This window comes from Zeimonas sediminis, from assembly GCF_023721795.1.
Taxonomy (GTDB): Bacteria; Pseudomonadota; Gammaproteobacteria; order Burkholderiales; family Burkholderiaceae_E; genus Zeimonas; species Zeimonas sediminis.
Genome location: NZ_JAMQYE010000001.1, coordinates 1,420,999 through 1,440,467 on the forward strand (window position 1 = coordinate 1,420,999; position 19,469 = coordinate 1,440,467).

General features: G+C 70.9%; 17 protein-coding genes. 10 read left to right on the forward strand and 7 right to left on the reverse strand.

Annotated elements, in window-relative coordinates; genetic code table 11:
- Positions 1-542 precede the first annotated feature (542 nt).
- From M6I34_RS06630 to M6I34_RS06660, 7 genes are all read right to left on the reverse strand, one after another.
- Complete coding sequence (locus M6I34_RS06630) at positions 543-1,280, reverse strand: SDR family NAD(P)-dependent oxidoreductase (RefSeq protein ID WP_272484909.1); 738 nt, start codon at positions 1,278-1,280, stop codon at positions 543-545.
- Between the two features lies 1 nt (position 1,281).
- The gene (locus M6I34_RS06635) at positions 1,282-1,509 is read right to left on the reverse strand and encodes a sulfurtransferase TusA family protein (RefSeq protein ID WP_272486621.1); all 228 of its coding nucleotides are present in this window, start codon (positions 1,507-1,509) and stop codon (positions 1,282-1,284) included.
- Positions 1,510-1,668: 159 nt separating this feature from the next.
- A complete protein-coding gene (locus tag M6I34_RS06640) occupies positions 1,669-2,196 on the reverse strand; it encodes a chromate transporter (protein WP_272484910.1) in 528 nt (175 codons plus the stop codon).
- Positions 2,193-2,864 (reverse strand): chromate transporter, encoded by a 672-nt coding sequence (locus M6I34_RS06645; RefSeq protein ID WP_272484911.1) that lies wholly within the window; start codon positions 2,862-2,864, stop codon positions 2,193-2,195. Before M6I34_RS06645 ends, M6I34_RS06640 begins: the two co-directional genes overlap by 4 nt.
- A 23-nt stretch (positions 2,865-2,887) precedes the next feature.
- Positions 2,888-4,057, reverse strand: a complete 1,170-nt coding sequence (locus M6I34_RS06650; protein WP_272484912.1) for an MFS transporter — start codon at positions 4,055-4,057, stop codon at positions 2,888-2,890.
- Between the two features lie 134 nt (positions 4,058-4,191).
- Positions 4,192-6,810: an alanine--tRNA ligase gene (gene alaS, locus M6I34_RS06655; protein ID WP_272484913.1), complete on the reverse strand. Its 2,619-nt coding sequence runs from the start codon at positions 6,808-6,810 to the stop codon at positions 4,192-4,194.
- 182 nt (positions 6,811-6,992) lie between these two features.
- The gene (locus M6I34_RS06660; protein ID WP_272484914.1) at positions 6,993-7,466 is read right to left on the reverse strand and encodes a hypothetical protein; all 474 of its coding nucleotides are present in this window, start codon (positions 7,464-7,466) and stop codon (positions 6,993-6,995) included.
- Positions 7,467-7,600: 134 nt separating this feature from the next.
- Between M6I34_RS06660 and M6I34_RS06665 the strand changes: the two genes are divergently transcribed.
- The 10 genes from M6I34_RS06665 to M6I34_RS06710 all read left to right on the forward strand — a co-directional run bounded on the left by M6I34_RS06665 (position 7,601) and on the right by M6I34_RS06710 (position 19,464).
- Positions 7,601-8,821: a CaiB/BaiF CoA transferase family protein gene (locus M6I34_RS06665; RefSeq protein WP_272484915.1), complete on the forward strand. Its 1,221-nt coding sequence runs from the start codon at positions 7,601-7,603 to the stop codon at positions 8,819-8,821.
- A gap of 24 nt (positions 8,822-8,845) precedes the next feature.
- On the forward strand, positions 8,846-10,918 hold the full coding sequence (locus tag M6I34_RS06670; RefSeq protein ID WP_272484916.1) for a PAS domain S-box protein: 2,073 nt from the start codon (positions 8,846-8,848) through the stop codon (positions 10,916-10,918).
- Positions 10,915-11,571, forward strand: a complete 657-nt coding sequence (locus tag M6I34_RS06675) for a response regulator transcription factor (protein WP_272484917.1) — start codon at positions 10,915-10,917, stop codon at positions 11,569-11,571. Before M6I34_RS06670 ends, M6I34_RS06675 begins: the two co-directional genes overlap by 4 nt.
- Before the next feature lie 61 nt (positions 11,572-11,632).
- Positions 11,633-12,685, forward strand: coding sequence for a Bug family tripartite tricarboxylate transporter substrate binding protein (locus M6I34_RS06680; RefSeq protein ID WP_272484918.1), 1,053 nt, complete (start codon positions 11,633-11,635; stop codon positions 12,683-12,685).
- 213 nt (positions 12,686-12,898) lie between these two features.
- Positions 12,899-13,360 carry a tripartite tricarboxylate transporter TctB family protein gene (locus tag M6I34_RS06685; RefSeq protein ID WP_272484919.1) on the forward strand — a complete coding sequence of 154 codons (462 nt, stop codon included), beginning with the start codon at positions 12,899-12,901 and terminating at the stop codon, positions 13,358-13,360.
- A gap of 15 nt (positions 13,361-13,375) precedes the next feature.
- Positions 13,376-14,887 (forward strand): tripartite tricarboxylate transporter permease, encoded by a 1,512-nt coding sequence (locus M6I34_RS06690; protein WP_272484920.1) that lies wholly within the window; start codon positions 13,376-13,378, stop codon positions 14,885-14,887.
- 241 nt (positions 14,888-15,128) lie between these two features.
- Positions 15,129-16,100 carry a Bug family tripartite tricarboxylate transporter substrate binding protein gene (locus M6I34_RS06695; RefSeq protein WP_272484921.1) on the forward strand — a complete coding sequence of 324 codons (972 nt, stop codon included), beginning with the start codon at positions 15,129-15,131 and terminating at the stop codon, positions 16,098-16,100.
- Positions 16,101-16,159: 59 nt separating this feature from the next.
- Complete coding sequence (locus M6I34_RS06700; RefSeq protein WP_272484922.1) at positions 16,160-16,882, forward strand: haloacid dehalogenase type II; 723 nt, start codon at positions 16,160-16,162, stop codon at positions 16,880-16,882.
- A gap of 20 nt (positions 16,883-16,902) precedes the next feature.
- Complete coding sequence (locus M6I34_RS06705) at positions 16,903-18,516, forward strand: gamma-glutamyltransferase family protein (RefSeq protein ID WP_272484923.1); 1,614 nt, start codon at positions 16,903-16,905, stop codon at positions 18,514-18,516.
- 12 nt (positions 18,517-18,528) lie between these two features.
- Positions 18,529-19,464: an NAD(P)-dependent oxidoreductase gene (locus tag M6I34_RS06710; RefSeq protein WP_272486622.1), complete on the forward strand. Its 936-nt coding sequence runs from the start codon at positions 18,529-18,531 to the stop codon at positions 19,462-19,464.
- Positions 19,465-19,469: the final 5 nt, after the last annotated feature.

A 19,469-nucleotide genomic window follows, 5' to 3' on the forward strand; every position in this document is an offset into this window, starting at 1 on the left:
TTCGGGGCTTGGTGCTGCGCCCCGCTTCGCGGGGTTCGCTCGCCTTCCTCGTCCGCGGCGGCTCGGGCGCAACTCGCGATCCCTGCGGGATCGCTCAGACAGCGCCCTCGCTGATCGCCGCTCCCTACGGAAGCGCTCGCCTTGCACAGGCCCCGAAACCCACGCCCCGCTTCCCCGCCCTCGACATCGTGCGCTTCGACGCGGGCGGCCGCGTCGCGCTGTCGCGCTCGCTCATGCCTGGTGAAGCTGTCGTTCCGGGCACGGACCGCGCGCCACGACGCATCCAGCGCGCGGAGGCCGGGGCCCGCTTGCGCACCCTTGTGCGCTGGCGCGGGAGCGCAGTGAAGATCCGGCGCGCGAAGCGCGAGCGGAACGCTGTCTGAAGCCCGCCAAAGGCGGGCTGAGTTGCGTTCCGCGACGGGGCTGAGCGTCCGCGCGACCAAGCGTTTCCGCGAAGCGGACAGCGCACCCGGGTGTGCAAGCGGGCCCCGGCCTCCGCGCGCCGCACCACCCGATCAGCGCCCGGCCGAGCCGAAGCCGGCTCAGCCCACCGTGCAGTAGCCGCCGTCCACCAGCATGACCGTGCCCGTCATGTACCGCGCCGCATCCGAGCACAGGAACAGGATCGGGTCGGCGATCTCCGACGGATCGGCCCAGCGGCCCATCGGGATCCGGGCCATGATCATCGCGTTGCGCTCGGGGTTGTCGCGGGCGCCCTTGGACAGGTTGGTGACGATCCAGCCCGGCGCGACCGCGTTGACCCGGATGCCGTCGGCCGCGTAGGCGGCGGCGAGCGACATCGTCAGGTTGCGCACCGCGCCCTTCGATGCCGAGTAGGCGGGCTGCTTCGGGCCGCCGAACACGGTCATCACCGACGCGATGAACACGATCGAGCCCTTGCTCTTCGCGAGCAGCGGGCGCGCCGCGGTGGACACCCGCATGCCGCCCGACACGTTGACGTCGAGCACGCGGTCGAACTGCTCGGGGTCGTGCTCGGCGTCGCGCAAGATCATGCCTGCGCTGTTGACGACCGCATCGAGGCTGTCGAGCCCGCCCACCAGCGCGTCCACTGCGGCCTTGTCCGACACGTCGAGGGCGCGCACGTCGATGCCGGCGAAATCCGGGTTCGCCCGCGCGGCGGCGAGCTCGGCTTCGGTGAAGCCGCAGGCGATCACGCTGGCGCCGGCACGCTTGAATGCGAGACTGGTCGCGGCCCCGATGCCCGAGGTGCCGCCGGTGACGAGGACGGTCTTGCCGGCATAGTCGAAACGAACGTTCATTTCAGCGCCGCTTCAGGTAGAAGGACCACTCGCGATCGGCTGCGTCGATTCGCAGCAGCTCGTGCCCGGTCTGGCGGGCGAAGGCCTGGAAGTCGCGCTGCGAGCCGGGGTCGCTGGACATCACCTTCAGCACCTGGCCGCTCTGCAATTCGGCGAGCGCCTTCTTGGCGCGAAGGATCGGCAGCGGGCAGTTCAGCCCGCGCGCGTCGACCTCGCGGTCGAACGAAATGGCGGTATCGGTCATGGCAGTTCCCGGAAGCGTTTGCGTGGCGCAACTGACAAAAATCAAGTCTAGCAGCAGCGCCGGCCCGCGATCGGCAGACGGTCGACAAGCCCGCAGGGAATCTCGCGCGCCACCGGAAACCGCCGGCAGGCCCTAGGCCAGGTTCTAGACCAGGCCCAGCCCGCCGGCCAGCGCGCCGGCGCCGATCAGCCACAGCGGGTTGCGCCGGCTGAACAGGAAGAAGGCGAAGGACGCGGCGGTGAGCACCCAGAGTTTCCAGTCGACGTTGTTGGCCTGCGCGATGATCCAGCCCGCCGCCAGCGTGAGCCCGATCGCGATCGGCGACAGCCCGCGGCGGATCGAGCGGACCAGCCTGCCGGTCTGGTTGGCGGTGCGCCAGCGGTTGCCCCAGAAGCAGAGGATGCTCGAGGGCAGCAGGATGCCGACCGTGGCCGCGAGCGCGCCGGCCGCGCCGGCCGCCTGCCAGCCGAGCAGGGTCACGAACAGGATGTTGGGCCCCGGGGCCGCCTGGGCGAGCGCGATCGCGTCGGTGAACTGCGCGTCGCTCATCCAGCCGCGCTCGTCGACCAGGTAGCGGTTCATCTCCGGCGAGGTGCCGAGCGCGCCGCCGATCGCCAGCAGCGACAGCGACGCGAAGTGCAGGAAGAGCTGGAGCAGGTCGGCTGCGCTCATCGGCCGGCTCCCCCGTCCTGTTCGCGGCCTCGGTCCCTGCCCTGCTCCTGTTGCCTGCCCGTGTCCTGCGCCGCCGGCCGCTCCGCGATCCACGCCAGCCCGATCGCGCAGGGCCCGACCACCGCCAGCACCCACGCCAGCGGCAACCGCAGCACCGCGATGCCGACGAAGGCCACGATTCCAAAGCCCAGCCACCGCCAGCGCGCGGCCCAGGACTGTCCGAGCCGCACCGCGGTCGCCAGCAGCAGGCCCGCGGCGACCGCCGCCATCGCGGTCACCGCGCGCTGCAGCCACGGCACGTCGGCGAAGCGCTCGTAGGCGATCGCGATCGACATCACGACGATCGCGGGAAACACCAGCATGCCGGCCAGCGCCGCCAGCGCGCCGCGCCAGCCGAACCAGCGGTCGCCGGCCATCAGCGCCAGGTTGCAGACGTTGGGACCGGGCATCAGCTGGCCGAAGGCGAGCAACTCGACGAAGTCGTCGCGGTCGAGCCACTTGCGCTCCTCGACGAGCACCCGCTGGGCCCACGGCAGCACGCCGCCGAAGCCGTGAAGCGCGAGCCGGCTGAACACCAGGAACAGCTCGGCCAGCGAGGCCGGGCCGGGTGCCGCGCGCGCCGCGGCAGGCGAATCCGGCGCGGCCGACCCCTCGTTCGTCTTGCTCACGGCCGGCTCTTCGTTCGCCGCGCTCACCGCCGATCCTCGAGCCAGAGCCCGCGGGCCACGTGCGCGCCGCCGCCGGCGATCAGTGCCGCCATGCCCCAGAAGATCGCCGACAGGCCGAAGGCCGCGCCGAAGGCGCCGAAGGCGGTGGGCAGGAAGGTCTGCGTGCCGTTGATCAGCGTCATCCGCAGGCCGGCGGCCTCGCCGAGACGGTCGGGCGGCGAGACCCGGTGCAGCACGACCATCACCATCGGCTGCGCCACCCCGAGCCCGAGGCCCAGCAGGAAGGACAGCGCCAGCATCGTCGGCAGCGCCGGGAAGGCCGGGTACGCGAGGTAGACCATGGCGGCGATCGCCATCGCCGTCAGCACCAGCGCCCAGTCGCCGACCCGGCGGGCGAGCCTCGGCAGCGCGAGCCGCACGACGAAGGTCGCCACCGAGAAGGCGCCGAGCACCAGGCCGATCTTCGAGGCCGAGATGCCGAGACTCGCGCCGTAGAGCGGCACGAGGAACTGGTGGACGTCCCAGGCCGAAGACAGCACGACCACCGACAGGTACAGCCGCCTGAGCTCGGGCGTGTCGACCAGGTCGAGCAGCCGCGCCGACGGCACGCCGGGCCGCGCGACCTGCGGCCCGGGTAACGGCAGCTCGCGCGTGAGCGGCGCGCGCAGCAGGACGGCCAGCGCGGCGATCGCGACCAGACCCAGAAGCGCGAAGGCCCAGCGGTGGCCGACCAGGTCGATCGCGACGCCGGCGCTGGTCGGGCCGAGGAAGCCCGACACCGAGAAGCCCAGCGCCATCAGGCTGAAGTTGCCGGTGCGGGCCTCGGCGCCGCCGATGATGCCGGCCGCCTTCTGCGCGGCCAGGTAGTAGGCCATCATGCCCAGCCCGATCGTGACGCTGGCGAGGTACATCGCGCCGATGTCCCAGGTCAGGAAGGGAACGAGGACGCCGAAGGCGAGCAGCGCGCTGCCGCCGATCATCGGCACGCGCATGCCGACCCGGTCGATCCAGCGTCCGGCCGGCACCGACAGGAACATCGGCAGCATCGCGTAGAACGACAGCAGCAGGCCGATCGCGAAGGGCGAGGCGCCGAGTTCGAGCGCGCCGAGCGAGACCGCCACCCGGCTGCCTGCGAAGGCGGTGTGCGCCAGGACGGTCAGCGCGACCAGCAGCCGGATCGGCGTGAGCGTCATGGGCTGGCCGGCATCACGGGCGGACCGGCATCAGGCGCAGGCCGGGGTCCGAGAAGATCGGGGGCGCAAGAAGGCCGTCGCCGCGACGCGGCGCCGCCCGGCGCTCGACCGCGCACGGCCGACCCGTCGATCGTTCAGACTCGCTCGCGCACCCAGTCGGCCACCGAGGCCAGCGCCTGCGGCAGCTTCGCGGGCTCGGTGCCGCCGGCCTGGGCCATGTCGGGCCGGCCGCCGCCCTTGCCGCCGACCTGGCCGGCGACGAAGTTGACCAGCTCGCCGGCCTTGACCTTCGCGGTCGCGTCGGCGGTCACGCCGGCAATCAGGCTGACCTTGCCGCCGTCGACGCCCGCCAGCACGATCGCCGCGGTCTTGAGCCTGTCCTTGAGCTTGTCCATCGTCTCGCGCAGCGTCTTGACGTCGGCGCCCTCGAGCGAGGCCGCGAGCACCCGCAGGCCGCCGATCTCGACCGCCTGGCCGGCCAGGTCGTCGCCCTGCGACGCGGCCAGCTTCGACTTGAGCCGCGCGAGCTCCTTCTCGGCCGCCCTGACCTGCTCCAGCGTCTGCGCGAGCTTGGCCTTGAGCTCGGAGGCCGGCGCCTTCAGCGCGGCGGCCGCCTCGTTGACCGTGTCCTCGAGCTGCTGCACCCAGGCCAGCGCGTTCTCGCCGGTGACCGCCTCGACGCGGCGGATGCCGGCGGCCACGCCGCCCTCCGACACGATCTTGAACAGGCCGATGTCGCCGGTGCGCGCCACGTGCGTGCCGCCGCACAACTCGCGCGACGAGCCGATGTCGAGCACGCGCACCGTGTCGCCGTACTTCTCGCCGAACAGCGCCATCGCGCCGTGCTTGACCGCGTCGTCGAAGGCCATCAGCCGGGCCTGGGTCGCCGCATTGGCGAGGATCTCGCGGTTCACGATCGCCTCGATCCGGCGGACCTCGTCGTCGGTCAGCGGCGCGTTGTGCGAGAAGTCGAAGCGGGTCTTGTCGGCGTCGACCAGCGAGCCCTTCTGCTGCACGTGCGCGCCGAGCACCTCGCGAAGCGCCTTGTGCATCAGGTGCGTGGCCGAGTGGTTGCGCACGGTGCGCGCGCGACGCTCGGCGTCGACCACCGCCGACACCGCATCGCCGACCTTCAGCTCGCCCGACAGCAGGCGGCCGTGGTGGCCGAAGACCTCGGCCTGGATCTTCTGGGTGTCCTCGACCGCGAAGCGGACCTTTCGATCGGCCGACCAGATTTCGCCGGCGTCGCCGACCTGGCCGCCCGACTCGGCGTAGAAGGGCGTGTTGTCGAGCACCACGACGCCGGCCTGGCCGCCCTGCATGGCCGGCACCGACACGCCGTCGACGTAGATCGCCAGCACCTTCGCGTCGTCGACCGAGAGCCGCTCGTAGCCGTGGAAGGCGGTCGGCAGGCCCGAGTACTCGAGCCCGGCCGCCATCTTGAACTTGCCCGCCGCGCGGGCCTGCTCGCGCTGGCGGTTCATCGCGGCCTCGAAGCCGTCCTCGTCGACGCTCACGCCGCGCTCGCGGCAGACGTCGGCGGTCAGGTCCAGCGGGAAACCATAGGTGTCGTAGAGCTTGAAGGCCGTCTCGCCGTCGAGGCGCTTGGCGCCGCCGGACAGCGCTGCCTCGAGGATCGCCATGCCGTGCTCGAGGGTCTCGCCGAAGCGCTCCTCTTCCTGCTTAAGCACCTCGGCGACCCGGTCGCGCGCCGCACGCAGCTCGGGGTAGGCGTCGCCCATGGCCCGGTCGAGGTCGGCCACCAGCCGGTGGAAGAAGGGCTGCGACTGGCCGAGCTTGTGGCCGTGCCGCAGCGCGCGGCGCACGATCCGGCGCAGCACGTAGCCGCGGCCCTCGTTGCCGGGGATCACGCCGTCGACGATCAGGAAGGCGCAGGCGCGGATATGGTCGGCGATCACCCGCAGCGACGGGTTGGTCAGGTCGGAGACGCCGGTTTCACGGGCCGCCGCCGCGATCAGCACCTGGAACAGGTCGATCTCGTAGTTGCTGTGCACGTGCTGCAGCACCGCGGCGATCCGCTCCAGCCCCATGCCGGTGTCCACGCAGGGCCGCGGCAGCGGGTGCAGCGTGCCGCTGGCGTCGCGGTCGTACTGCATGAACACCAGGTTCCAGATCTCGATGTAGCGATCGCCGTCGGCCTCGGGAGACCCCGGGGGGCCGCCCCAGATCTCGGGGCCGTGGTCGTAGAAGATTTCGCTGCACGGACCGCAGGGGCCGGTGTCTGCCATCTGCCAGAAGTTGTCCGACGCGTAGGGCGCGCCCTTGTTGTCGCCGATGCGCACGATGCGCTCGACCGGCACGCCGATCTCCTTCGCCCAGATGTCGTAGGCCTCGTCGTCGTCCTGGTAGACGGTGACCCAGAGCTTCTCCGCAGGCAGGCCGTAGACCCCGGTCAGCAGCTCCCAGGCGTAGGCGATCGCCTCGCGCTTGAAGTAGTCGCCGAACGAGAAGTTGCCCAGCATCTCGAAGAAGGTGTGGTGCCGGGCGGTGTAGCCGACGTTCTCGAGGTCGTTGTGCTTGCCGCCGGCGCGCACGCTGCGCTGCGAGGAAGTGGCCCGCTTGTAGGGCCGGTGCTCCTTGCCGAGGAAGACGTCCTTGAACTGGACCATGCCGCTGTTCGTGAACAGCAGCGTGGGATCGTTGGCCGGCACCAGCGGGCTCGAAGGAACGATCGTGTGCCCCTTCGATTCGAAGAAGCGCAGGAATTTCTCGCGGATCTCGGCCGACTTCATGGCGTGCTCGGAACTCGACAGGGTGGTTTTTCAGGGCAACCTGCAATTCTACCCATTGATGGCAAACCGAGGGCGCCATGACCCGATACAGGAAAAAAAGCGGGCGCCGACAGGCGCCCGGAAGGGGGAGGAGAGGTTCCAGCGAATCGTCTGGGGGCGATTCCGCGGAAGAGAGGTTCCGGTCAGCGGCCGCGACCGCCGCCCATGCCGCCGCCCATGCCACCGCCGCCGCGCATGCCCTGGCCGCTGCCCATGCCGCCGCCGGAGCCGTCGCGCAGCCGTTCCTGCTGCTGTGCACGCTGGCGAATTCGCTCGCGCTCGCGGATCTGCTGCGGGTCGCCCTGGCGCATGCCCTGGCCGGCGCCGGGACCGGCGTTCGGGCCGGGGCCGAACTGCTGTCCCGCCCCTTGGCCGGGACCGCGGCCGAACTGCTGGCCGGCGCCCTGCCCGGTGCCCTGCCCGAAGGCCTGGCCGGCGGCGGGCGTAGCGGGCGTCGCCCGGGTGGCGGAGCCGCTGCCCGGCTGAGCCGGCGTAGCGGGGGTGGCCGGCGTGGCCTGCGCCAGCCGCTCGACCGCCGCGGTGGACGGACCGCCCTGGGCCCAGCTGCTCATGGCAATGCCGGAAAGCAGGCCGGCGATCAGGATCTTGCTGCGCATCGAAATCTCCTTTCGAGAGGGGCGACCCGTTGTCGCCGCGATGCACCGATCATCCCGCCGGCAGGCCGGCTCAGGGGTTTCGAAACCCGGAATCCTGTAACTTTCCGTAATCGCCCTCCCCCGGTTACTGACGAATGGCAAGAACTTCGCTCGAAGGCATCCGCGTCCTCGACCTCTCCCGTGTCCTCGCCGCGCCCTGGTGCGGCCAGAACCTGGCCGACCTGGGCGCCGACGTGATCAAGGTCGAACGGCCGGGCGCCGGCGACGACACCCGCAGCTGGGGACCGCCCTTCCTGAAGGCGCGCGACGGCAGCGACACCGCGGACGCCGCCTACTACCTGGCCGCCAACCGCAACAAGCGCTCGGTCGAGATCGACCTGTCCTGCGAGGCGGGCCAGCAGGCGGTGCGCGAGCTCGCCGCGGTCAGCGACGTCGTGCTGGAGAACTACAAGGTCGGACAGCTGAAGAAGTACGGGCTCGACTACGAGAGCCTGCGCAAGGTGAATCCGTCGCTGATCTACTGCTCGGTCACCGGCTTCGGCCAGACCGGGCCTTGGGCGCACCGCGCCGGTTACGACTTCATCATCCAGGCGCTGGGCGGGCTGATGTCGATCACCGGCGAGGCCGACGACCGGCCCGGCGGCGGCCCGCAGAAGGTCGGCGTGGCGGTCTCGGACCTGATGACCGGCATGTTCGCGACCCAGGCGGTGCTGGCCGCGCTGTTCCACCGCGAGCGCACCGGCGAGGGCCAGTACATCGACGTGGCGCTGCTCGACGTGCAGGTGGCGATGCTGGCCAACATGAACACCAACTACCTGGTCAGCGGGCAGCCGCCGAAGCGCTGGGGCAACGCGCATCCGAACATCGTCCCGTACCAGACCTTCAAGGCGGCCGACCAGTGGATCGTGGTGGCGGTCGGCAACGATGAGCAGTACCGGCGCTTCTGCGAGGCCGGCGGCCGCCCCGAGCTGCACCGCGACGAGCGCTTCGCCCGCAACGCCGACCGGGTGCGCAACCGCGCGATCCTGGTGCCGCTGCTCGAGCAGATGGTCGCCACGCGACCCGCCGAGCACTGGATCGCCGCGCTCGAGGCCGCCGGCGTGCCCTGCGGCCCGATCAACGACCTGCGCCAGGTGTTCGAGAACCCGCAGGTGCAGGCGCGCGGCCTGCGGGTGGACATCGAGCGCGAGGACGCGGGCCCGGTCAAGCTGGTCGGCAACCCGGTGAAGATGAGCGCAACGCCCCCGAGCCACCGGCTGCCCCCGCCGCGCCTGGGCGAGCATTCGGCCGAGGTGCTCGGCGCGCTGCTCGGCTACGACGACGCGGCGATCCGCGCCGCGGCCGGGCGCGGCTGAAGCGCCTGGGCGGCGCGCGAGCCGATGAACAGCCCGATCGACGGTCGCACCAGGATCCTCGCCGCGGTCGCGGCGCTGATGGTCGCGGCGCTGATCGCGGCCGCGGTCGTGCTGTCGATCGAGTACGAGCGCAACGAGCGGCAGGAGGCGGTCCAGCTCGCCGCCGAGGGCGCGATCGTGTCGATCCGCTCGCACCTGGCCGAGACCGAGCAGCGGCTCGGCCTGCTCGCGGCCTCGCTGGCCGGCGGCGACGGTGCCGGGCGTTTCGATCGCCTGGCGCATGAGCTGCTGGCCGGGGAGAGCGCGCTGCTCCGGATCGAATGGCGCGACGCGTCGGGAACGCTTTTGCACGGCGTCGCGGCGCCGTCGCCCCGCCCCAGGCTCGCCGACGCCGAGCGCGAGCGCCTCGGCTTCGAGGCCACGCTGGCGCTGCGCTCGGCGATCGAGTTCGACCGCCCGCTCTACTCCCGGTCGCACTTCGTGCGGCTCGGCGACCTCGGCGGCTTCGAGATCACCGAGCTGGCGATGCCGGTCGACGGCAGGCCGGCCGAGGCGGTGCTCGCGGTGTTCTCGATGCCGCTGCTGATCGACCGGGTGCTGCCCGCCGCGCTGCTTCGCTCGCACCAGGTGCAACTGACCGAGAACGACGGCACCTTCGTGGCGCGCTCGTCGATCCGCTTGCGCGGCGCCGGCGTCTACACCGCGTCGGTGCCGCTGGAGCGGCCCGGCATGTCGCTGCGCCTGCGGGTCGACAGCGCCCAGGGCTCGCCCAAGCTGATCCCCAACCTGCTGACCGCGATGCTGGTCGCGATGACGCTTGCGCTGGCGGCCAGCGGCACGATGCTCTGGCGCGACGGCCGCCTCCGGGCCCGCGCCGAGCGCGCGCTGCGCGACCAGCACGCGTTCCGCAAGGCGATGGAGGATTCGCTGTTCACCGGCCTGCGTGCGCGCGACCTGGACGGCCGCATCACCTACGTGAATCCGGCCTTCTGCCGGATGACCGGCTACGAGGCCGACGAGCTGATCGGCCGCGCGCCGCCGATGCCCTACTGGGCGGCCGACCGCGCCGACGACGGCCGCCCGCGGCTCGAACGGGTGCGCGGCTCGGAAGCGATGCGCCTCGGCTACGAGACCGAGTTCGTGCGCCGCAACGGCGAGCGCTTCCCGGTGCTGATCTTCGAGGCGCCGCTGATCGACGAGCGCGGGCGCCAGACCGGCTGGATGGGCTCGATCCTCGACCTGAGCGAGCAGCGCCGCGTGGAGGCGATCAACCGGATGCAACAGGAGAAGCTGCAGGCGAACGCCCGGATGGCGCTGCTGGGCGAGGTGGCCACTGCGCTGTCGCACGAACTGAACCAGCCGCTGGCGGCCATCGCCAGCTACGCGAGCGCGTCCGACAACCTGCTGCGGGCCGATCCCGCACGGCAACGCCCGGGCGCGCTGCAGTCCGCGCTGGCGGGCATCCGCAGCCAGTCCGAGCGCGCCGGGCAGGTGATCCGAAGCGTGCAGTCCTTCATCCGCCGGCGGCACGTCGACCGCGAGCCTGTCCGTTTGGCCGATCTTCTCGCCGCGATCGAACCGCTGATCCAGCTGCAGGCCCGGCGCTCGCAATGCGGGGTGCGCTGGCACGCGGACCCCGAGGCGATCGTGCTCGGCGACCGGACGATGCTCGAGCAGGTGATGCTTAACCTGACCCGAAACGCCTTCGATGCGATGGAGCAGGTCGGCGGGGCCCGGCCCGCGATCGAGATCGAGGCGCGCGTGGCGCGCGCCGCGCCGGGGAACGATGGCGCCTCCGGCGGCGACCCGGCCACCGTCGTCGTCGAGGTGAGCGACCGCGGCCCGGGGGTCGCCGCCGACATCGCGCCGCAGCTGTTCAGCGCCTTCGTCACGAGCAAGCCCGACGGGCTGGGCATCGGGCTGAGCCTGTGCCGCTCGGTGATCGAGGCGCACGGCGGGCAGCTTCGCTACCTGCCGCGCGAGGGCGGCGGCGCGACCTTCCGGTTCGCGCTGCCGCTGCTCGCCGCCGCGAGCGCGGCGACCGACCCGCGCCCTGCGCCCGACATTCGGCCGGCGCCGACCGAGACCGCCGCATGAGCCCGGCCGGATCCACGCCCGCCCCGCCGGCCGACGGGACGGTCTTCGTCGTCGAGGACGACGACGCGCTCGCCGACGCGCTGGTCTTCCTGCTCGCCTCGCGCGGCATCGCTGCCGAGCGCTTCGACGCCGCCGAGACCTTCCTGCGGCGGCTGCGCGCCGAGCCGGACTGGCCGCGCGGCCCGGCCTGCCTGCTGCTCGACGTGCGGATGCGCGGCCTGTCGGGCATCGAGCTCTTCGAGCGCCTGCGCCGCGAGCGTCCCGACCTGGCCGCCCCGGTCGTCTTCCTGACCGGCCACGGCGACATCCGGATGGCGGTCGACGCGCTCAAGGACGGCGCCTTCGACTTCTTCGAGAAGCCGTTCAGCGACAACCGGCTGGCCGACCGGCTGATCGAGGCGCTGCGGGAATCCGAGCGGCGGATACGCGCGGCCGAGGGCTCGGCATCGGTCGAGGCGCGACTCGAGCGGCTCAGCGCGCGCGAGCGCGAGGTGATGGACCGGGTCCTCGAGGGCAAGCCGAACAAGCTGATCGCGCACGAGCTCGGCATCAGCATGCGTACCGTCGAGGTGCACCGCTCGAACGTCTTCGCGAAGATGGAGGTCCGCAGCGCGGTCGAGCTCGCGCGCTTGCTGGCACCGGGCGGCGCCTGAGCGCGCATGCGGCGGCCGGCGGTTATCATCCCCGGCGACCATCGAACGAGGAGAGAGAACGATGTCCAACCAGATCGATCGTGCCCCGGTGCGGGCAGGACACCCGGTCCGGCGCGCGCTGTCCCGTGCGGTCGCGGCCGGCGCGCTGGGGCTGGCGCTGGCCGGCGCCGCGCCCTTCGCGGCCGCCCCGGCTGCCGCCCAGGAGTGGCCGACGAAGCCGATCCGCTTCGTGATCCCGTACCCGCCCGGCGGCCCGCTCGACCTGGTCGGCCGCGCGCTGGCCGAGGCGCTGCGCGAACCGCTGGGCCAGCCGGTCGTCGTCGAGAACCGGCCGGGCGCGGGCGGCAACCTGGGCGCGGACAACGTCGCCAAGTCGGCACCCGACGGCTACTCGATCGTGATGGGCGCCGTGGCGACCCACGCGATCAACCCCTACCTGTACGCGAAGATGCCCTACGACGCGAACCGCGACTTCGCGCCGATCACCCGCGTCGCGATGGTCCCGAACGTGCTGGTCATGAACCCGGACACCGCGAAGGACCTGGGCATCGGCTCGGTGGCCGACCTGATCGCCTACGCGCGCAAGAACCCGGGCAAGCTGAACTACGCGTCGGGCGGCAACGGCAGCGCGGGCCACCTCGCGGGCGAGCTGCTGAAGGCGCAGGCGAAGGTCAGCATGGTGCACATCCCGTACCGGGGCGCCGCGCCCGCCCAGCTGGGCCTGCTCGCCGGCCAGACCGACCTGATGTTCGACAACCTGGCCTCGGCCGCGCCGCAGATCCGCGCCGGCAAGCTGAAGGCCTTCGCGGTCACCACCCCGCAGCGCTCCGGATTCTTCGCCGAGCTGCCCACGGTGGCCGAGAGCGGCCTGCCGGGCTTCGACATCAGCACCTGGTTCGGCGTGTTCGCGCCGGCCGGCACGCCGCCGGCGATCGTCGACAAGCTGAACGCGGCCTTCGGCAAGGCGCTGGGCTCGCCCGAGATCCGCGAGCGGCTCGCGAAGCTCGCCGCCGAGCCGGCGCCGATGAGCCCCGCCGATTTCGCGGCCTTCATCCGCGCCGAGCAGGCCAAGTACGAGAAGGTGGTCCGCGCCTCGGGCGCGCGGGTCGACTGAACGAGAAGAAACGGCACGCGGCGCGCCCGAACCACGAGAGGGCGCGCCAGGCCTGGAAAGGGCCCGCCCGGCCGGTCATTGTGGATTTCCCGCATGGCCCGGTCCGGACGCGCCGATTATGATCGCGGGTTACCGCGGTTCGGAACCAGGGCGGCAGACCGCTCCGCACGCCTGGCCGCCGCGATCGCATCGACGGGGAAGAGGAGGAAGTACATGCGTATCAGGAACCAGCAGGATTTCTGGGCCGGCGTGATGTTCACCGGCATCGGCGTCCTGTTCGCCGTGTTCTCGACGGCCTACGAGATCGGCACCGCCGCCCGGATGGGGCCCGGCTACTTCCCGCTGATGCTCGGCATCCTGCTCGCGATCCTGGGCCTGATCATCGCCTGGCGATCGACCTCGCCCTCCCACCCGGAGAGCCGCCTGGCCAAGACCGGCTGGCGAGAGATCCTGCTGATCCTCGGCGCGGTCGCGCTGTTCGGCGCCACGCTCTCCTGGCTGGGCATGGTCATCTCGATCGTCCTGCTGATCTTCGTGGCCGCGATCGCCAGCCACGAGTTCTCGTGGAAGGAAACGGTCGTCTCGATCGTCGTGCTGCTGATCATGTCGGAACTCGTCTTCGTCAAGGGCCTGGAACTGCAGTTCCCGGTCTGGCCGAAGTTCCTGACCAACTGAGCCCGGAGCCACCAAATGGAATTGCTCGACAACCTCGCCCTGGGCTTCGGCACCGCGCTCTCGCTCGAGAACGTCTTCTACTGCTTCGTCGGCGTGCTGTTCGGCACGCTGATCGGCGTGCTCCCGGGCATCGGCCCGCTCGCGACCATCGCGATGCTGCTGCCGATCACCTACAAGATGTCGGATCCGACGACCGCGCTGATCATGCTCGCCGGCATCTACTACGGCGCGCAGTACGGCGGCTCGACCACGGCCATCCTGGTCAACCTGCCAGGCGAGACATCGTCGGTGGTGACCACGCTCGACGGCTACCAGATGGCCCGCAACGGCCGGCCTGGGCCGGCGCTGGCGATCGCGGCGATCGGTTCGTTCTTCGCCGGCACCGTCGCCACGATCATGATCGCGGCGGCGGCGCCTCCGATGTCCGAGATCGCCTTCAAGTTCGGCCCGGCCGAGTACTTCTCGCTGATGGTCATGGGCTTGATCGCGGCGGTCGTGCTGGCGCACGGCTCGGTCGTCAAGGCGCTGGGCATGGTCGTGTTCGGCCTGCTGCTCGGCATGATCGGCACCGACGTGAACTCCGGCGTCGCCCGCTTCTCCTTCGACATCCCCGAGCTGACCGACGGCCTGAACTTCACCGCGGTGGCGATGGGCATCTTCGGCTTCGGCGAGATCATCTCCAACCTGGAGCAGCGCGAGAACCGCGAGGTCTTCACCAAGAAGGTCGGCCGTTTGCTGCCCAGCATGGCGGAGTTCAAGGCGTCGATCGCCCCGATCATCCGCGGCACCGCGCTCGGCTCCTTCCTCGGCGTGCTGCCGGGCGGCGGCGCGGTGCTGTCCTCGTTCACCTCCTACGCGATCGAGAAGAAGCTGTCGAAGACGCCCGAGCGCTTCGGGAAGGGCGCGATCGAGGGCGTGGCCGGCCCCGAGGCCGCGAACAACGCCGGCGCCCAGGCCTCGTTCATCCCGATGCTGACGCTGGGCATCCCGACCAACGCGGTCATGGCGCTGATGGTCGCGGGCATGATGATCCACAACATCCAGCCGGGCCCGCAGGTGATGACCAGCAACCCGACGCTGTTCTGGGGCCTGATCGCCTCGATGTGGATCGGCAACGCGATGCTGGTGGTGCTCAACCTGCCGCTGATCGGCATCTGGATCAAGCTGCTCACCGTGCCCTACCGGATCCTGTACCCGGCGATCCTGCTGTTCTGCTGCGTGGGCGTGTACTCGGTGAACAACAACGTCTTCGACGTGTTCATCACGATCCCGTTCGCGATCCTCGGCTACGTGTTCCGCAAGTTCTCCTGCGAGCCGGCGCCGCTGCTGCTCGGCCTGGTGCTGGGCCAGCTGATGGAGGAGTACCTGCGGCGCGCGATGACGATCTCGCGCGGCGACTGGTCGATCTTCGTGACCCGGCCGCTGTCGCTCACGCTGCTGCTGATTGCCGCGGTGCTGCTGGTGATCGTGTTCCTGCCGGCGATCGCGAAGAAGCGCGACGAGGCCTTCGCCGAGGAAGCCGACTGAGGCTTCGCCGCGCGAGCGGATCGGGAACTCCCCGATCCGCGCACAGGAAAGGGCCCGGCAACGGGCCCTTTTCCGTTTCGGGACGCCGCTCCCGGGCGCGGCCGGGGCACCGCGTGAGCGCCGTGGCCTACCGGCGTTTGCTATCCTCGACGGTCTGGCATTTCCGGCTCGCCACGATCCGGAACGTCGGAGACCCGGCCCCGCACGCGGGCCGCACCCACACCCCATCCTGCCTTCGAACATGAAGAAGCTTCTCGCCCTCGTCGCGGCCGCCGTGATGGCCGCTGCCGCCGTTCCCGCCCAAGCGCAGTCGTATCCGTCGCGCGCGATCAAGCTGGTCATCCCCTTCCCGGCCGGCGGCGCCACCGACATCGTCGGCCGCACGATCGCGCAGAAGCTGTCGGTCGCGCTCGGGCAGAACGTGATCGTCGAGAACCGGCCCGGCGCCGGCGGCACGATCGGCGCCGACCAGGTCGCCAAGGCCGCGCCCGACGGCTACACGCTGCTGATGGCCACCAGCTCGACCCACTCGATCGGCCCGCTGATCAACCCGAAGATTCCCTACGACCCGTTCAAGGACTTCGCGCCGCTGGCCCACGTGGCCAGCGCGCCGAGCGTGCTGGTGGTGGGCGGCAGCGCCCCGGTCAAGACCGCCGGCGAGCTGATCGACCTGCTGAAGAAGAACCCCGGCAAGTACAACTTCGGCTCGAGCGGCATCGGCACCTACCCGCACCTGGCCGCCGAGATGTTCAAGTGGCGCGCCGGCAACCTGTTCGTGGTTCACATCCCCTACCGTGGCACCGGCCTGGTCATTCCCGACCTGGTCACCGGCCAGATCACCTTCCTGATGGACAGCATCGTGTCGGCGCAGACCCACATCAAGGACGGCCGGGTCAGGCCGCTGGCGGTCAGCGGCGCGGTCCGCTCGAAGTCGCTGCCCGACGTGCCGACCTTCAAGGAGATCGGCGTGACCGGCATGGAGATCTCCAACTGGTTCGGCATGTTCGCGCCCGCGGGCACCCCGGCCGAGATCGTCCAGCGGATAAATCGCGAGGTGAACGCGATCGTCCGCCAGCCCGACGTGGTCGAGCGCTTCGAGAAGGTCGGCGCCGAGCCGGCCGGCGGCACGGCCGAGCAATTCGGCGCGCTGTATCGCGCCGAGAGCGAGAACTGGAAGGCGGTGATCAAGCGCGCCAACATCAAGCTCGACTGAGCCGCACCACGGTTCTCCGCGCTTCCCGACCCGGCATCCCCGACGAAACCGAGGCCCGAATGAGCGAATCGCCCCCGACGCATGCCGCACCGATGCCCAAGGTGCTGGCCTTCGACGTGTTCGGCACCGTCGTCGACTGGTACGGCTCGATCGTTCGCGAGGTGTCCGAGCGCAGGCTTCCGGTCGACCCGGGCCAGTTCGCGATCGCCTGGCGGGCCGGCTACCGGCCCGCGATGGCCCGGGTGCGAAGCGGAGAGCTGGGCTGGACGAAGATCGACGACCTGCACCGGATGATCCTCGACGACATCCTGGTCAAGTTCGGGCTCGACGACATGCCCGAGGCCGACCGGCGCGACCTGAACCTCGCCTGGCACCGGCTGGATCCGTGGCCCGACGCGGTCGAGGGACTGCGCCGGCTGCGCACGAAGTTCACGATCTGCACGCTTTCCAACGGCAACCTGGGGCTGCTCGCCGACATGGCCAAGCGCGCCGGGCTGCCCTGGGACCTGATCCTGTCGGCCGAGGTGTTCCGGCACTACAAGCCCGACCCCGAGGCCTACCTGGGCGTGTGCGATGTCTTCGACGTCGGCCCGTCCGACATGATGCTGGTGGCCGCCCACCAGGACGACCTGGCCGCGGCCCGCGCCTGCGGCTGCCGCGCCGCCTACGTGGAGCGGCGCCACGAGTTCGGCCCCACGCTGCCGAAGGACGTGAGCCCCGACCCGGCCAACGACTTCCACGCGACCGATTTCCTCGATCTCGCCCGGCAGCTCGGCTGCTGAGCCCCAACAGGACACCCGCAATGAGTTTCGCTTTCGACTGGTCGAAGAACTACCCCACCGTCCGCACGCCGGTCTTCGCGCGCAACATCGTGTCGACCTCGCAGCCGCTGGCCGCGCAGGCCGGCCTGCGCATGCTGCTGAAGGGCGGCAACGCGGTCGACGCCGCGATCGCCGCGGCCGCCGCGATCACGATCGTCGAGCCGGTCTCCTGCGGCCTGGGCAGCGACGCGTTCGCGATCGTCTGGGACGGCCAGCAGCTGCACGGCCTGAACGCCTCGGGCACCGCGCCGGCGGCCTGGGACCTCGACTACTTCAAGCGCAAGCACGGCGACAAGATGCCGGTGCGCGGCTGGGACACGGTCACGATTCCCGGCGTGATCGCCGGCTGGGCTGCGCTGCACGAGAAGTTCGGCAAGCTGCCCTTCGCCGACCTGATGGAGCCGGCGATCGAGCTCGCCGAGCGCGGCTACGGCGTCACCCCGATCGTGCAGCGCAAGTGGGCCGCGCAGGTGCCGATCCTGAAGGACCAGCCCGGCTTCGCCGAGGTGTTCATGCCGCATGGCCGGGCGCCGGCGATCGGCGAGCGCTTCGTGCTGAAGGGCGCGGCCGGCACGCTGCGCCGGATCGCCGAAACGAAGGGCCGCGACTACTACGAGGGCGAGACCGCCGAGAAGCTGGTGGCCTGGTCGAAGCAGCACGGCGGCGCGCTCACGCTGGACGACCTGCGCGGCTACTCGGTCGACTGGTGCGGCACGATCTCCAAGGACTACCGCGGCTACACGCTGCACGAGATTCCGCCCAACGGCCAGGGCATCGCCGCGCTGATGGCGCTGGGCATGATGTCGCACTTCGACCTGCCCAGCATGGACCCGGATTCGGCCGAGTTCCGCCACCTGCAGATCGAAGCGATGAAGCTGGCCTTCGCCGACGTGTACCGCTGGGTCGGCGACATCCGCCACATGACCGAGGTCACGCCCGCTCACCTGCTCGACGACGGCTACCTGAAGCACCGCGCCTCGCTGATCTCGCGCGATCAGGCCACCGACTTCCGGCACGGCACGCCCCCCTCGGGCGGCACGATCTACCTGAGCGCCGCCGATGAAAGCGGCATGATGATCTCGTTCATCCAGTCCAACTACATGGGCTTCGGCTCCGGCGTGGTGGCGCCCGAGATCGGCGTGTCGCTGCAGAACCGCGGCCACGGCTTCGTGCTGGACCCGGCGCACCCGAACTGCGTGGCGCCGGGCAAGCGGCCGTTCCAGACGATCATCCCCGCCTTCCTGATGAAGGACGGCAAGCCGCAGATGAGCTTCGGCGTGATGGGCGGCAACATGCAGCCGCAAGGCCACATGCAGACGCTGTCGCGCATCCTGGACGCGAAGCAGCATCCGCAGGCCGCCTGCGACGCGCCGCGCTGGAAGGTGCACAAGGGCCTCACCGTGGACATCGAGGACACGATGGAGCCCGAGGTGGTCGACGCGCTGCGCGCCCGCGGCCACTCGGTGCAGAAGGTCACCGACCCGTACATGGACTTCGGCTCGGGCCAGTTCATCTGGCGCCTGACCGACGACATGGAAGACGGCTACGTGGCCGCCAGCGACAGCCGGCGCGACGGCGCGGCGGTCGGCTACTGAGGCCCTGCCGCCCTGTCACAACGAACACGCGAAAAGGAGAACAGAATGAACCAGCGCAGCTACGAGCCGGTCACCCCGCACAAGGTCGCCTTCCTCGGCCTGGGCGTGATGGGCTACCCGATGGCCGGCCACCTGAAGAAGGCCGGGCACGAGGTCACCGTCTACAACCGCACCTCGGCCAAGGCCGACCAGTGGGCCGCCGAGTACGGCGGCAAGTCGGCGCCCACGCCGCGGCAGGCCGCGCACGACGCCGACATCGTGTTCTGCTGCGTCGGCAACGACGACGACCTTCGCTCGGTGGTGCTGGGCGAGCACGGCGCCTTCGCCGGCATGAAGGCCGGCGCGGTGTTCGTGGACCACACCACCGCCTCGGCCGAGGTGGCGCGCGAACTGTTCGAGGCCGCGAAGCACAAGGGCCTGGCCTTCGTCGACGCGCCGGTGTCCGGCGGCCAGGCCGGCGCGGTCAACGGCATGCTGACGGTCATGTGCGGCGGCGAGCAGGCCGACTTCGACCGGGTCAAGCCGGTCGGCATGGCCTACTCGCGCGCGTTCACGCTGGTGGGCGCGCCGGGCGCCGGGCAGCTGGCCAAGATGGTCAACCAGATCTGCATCGCCGGCCTGGTGCAGGGCCTGTCCGAGGGCATCAACTTCGGCCTGGCCGCCGGCCTGGACATGAAGCTGGTGCTCGACGTGATCAACAAGGGCGCGGCCGGCTCGTGGCAGATGGACAACCGCGGGACCACGATGGTCGACGACAAGTTCGACTTCGGCTTCGCGGTCGACTGGATGCGCAAGGACCTCGGCATGTGCCTCGACGAAGCCAAGCGCAACGGCGCGCCGCTGCCCGCCACCGCGCTGATCGACCAGTTCTACGGCGACGTGCAGCGCATGGGCGGCGGCCGCTGGGACACCTCCAGCCTGATCAAGCGGCTGCGCAAGGCGAATTGATCGAG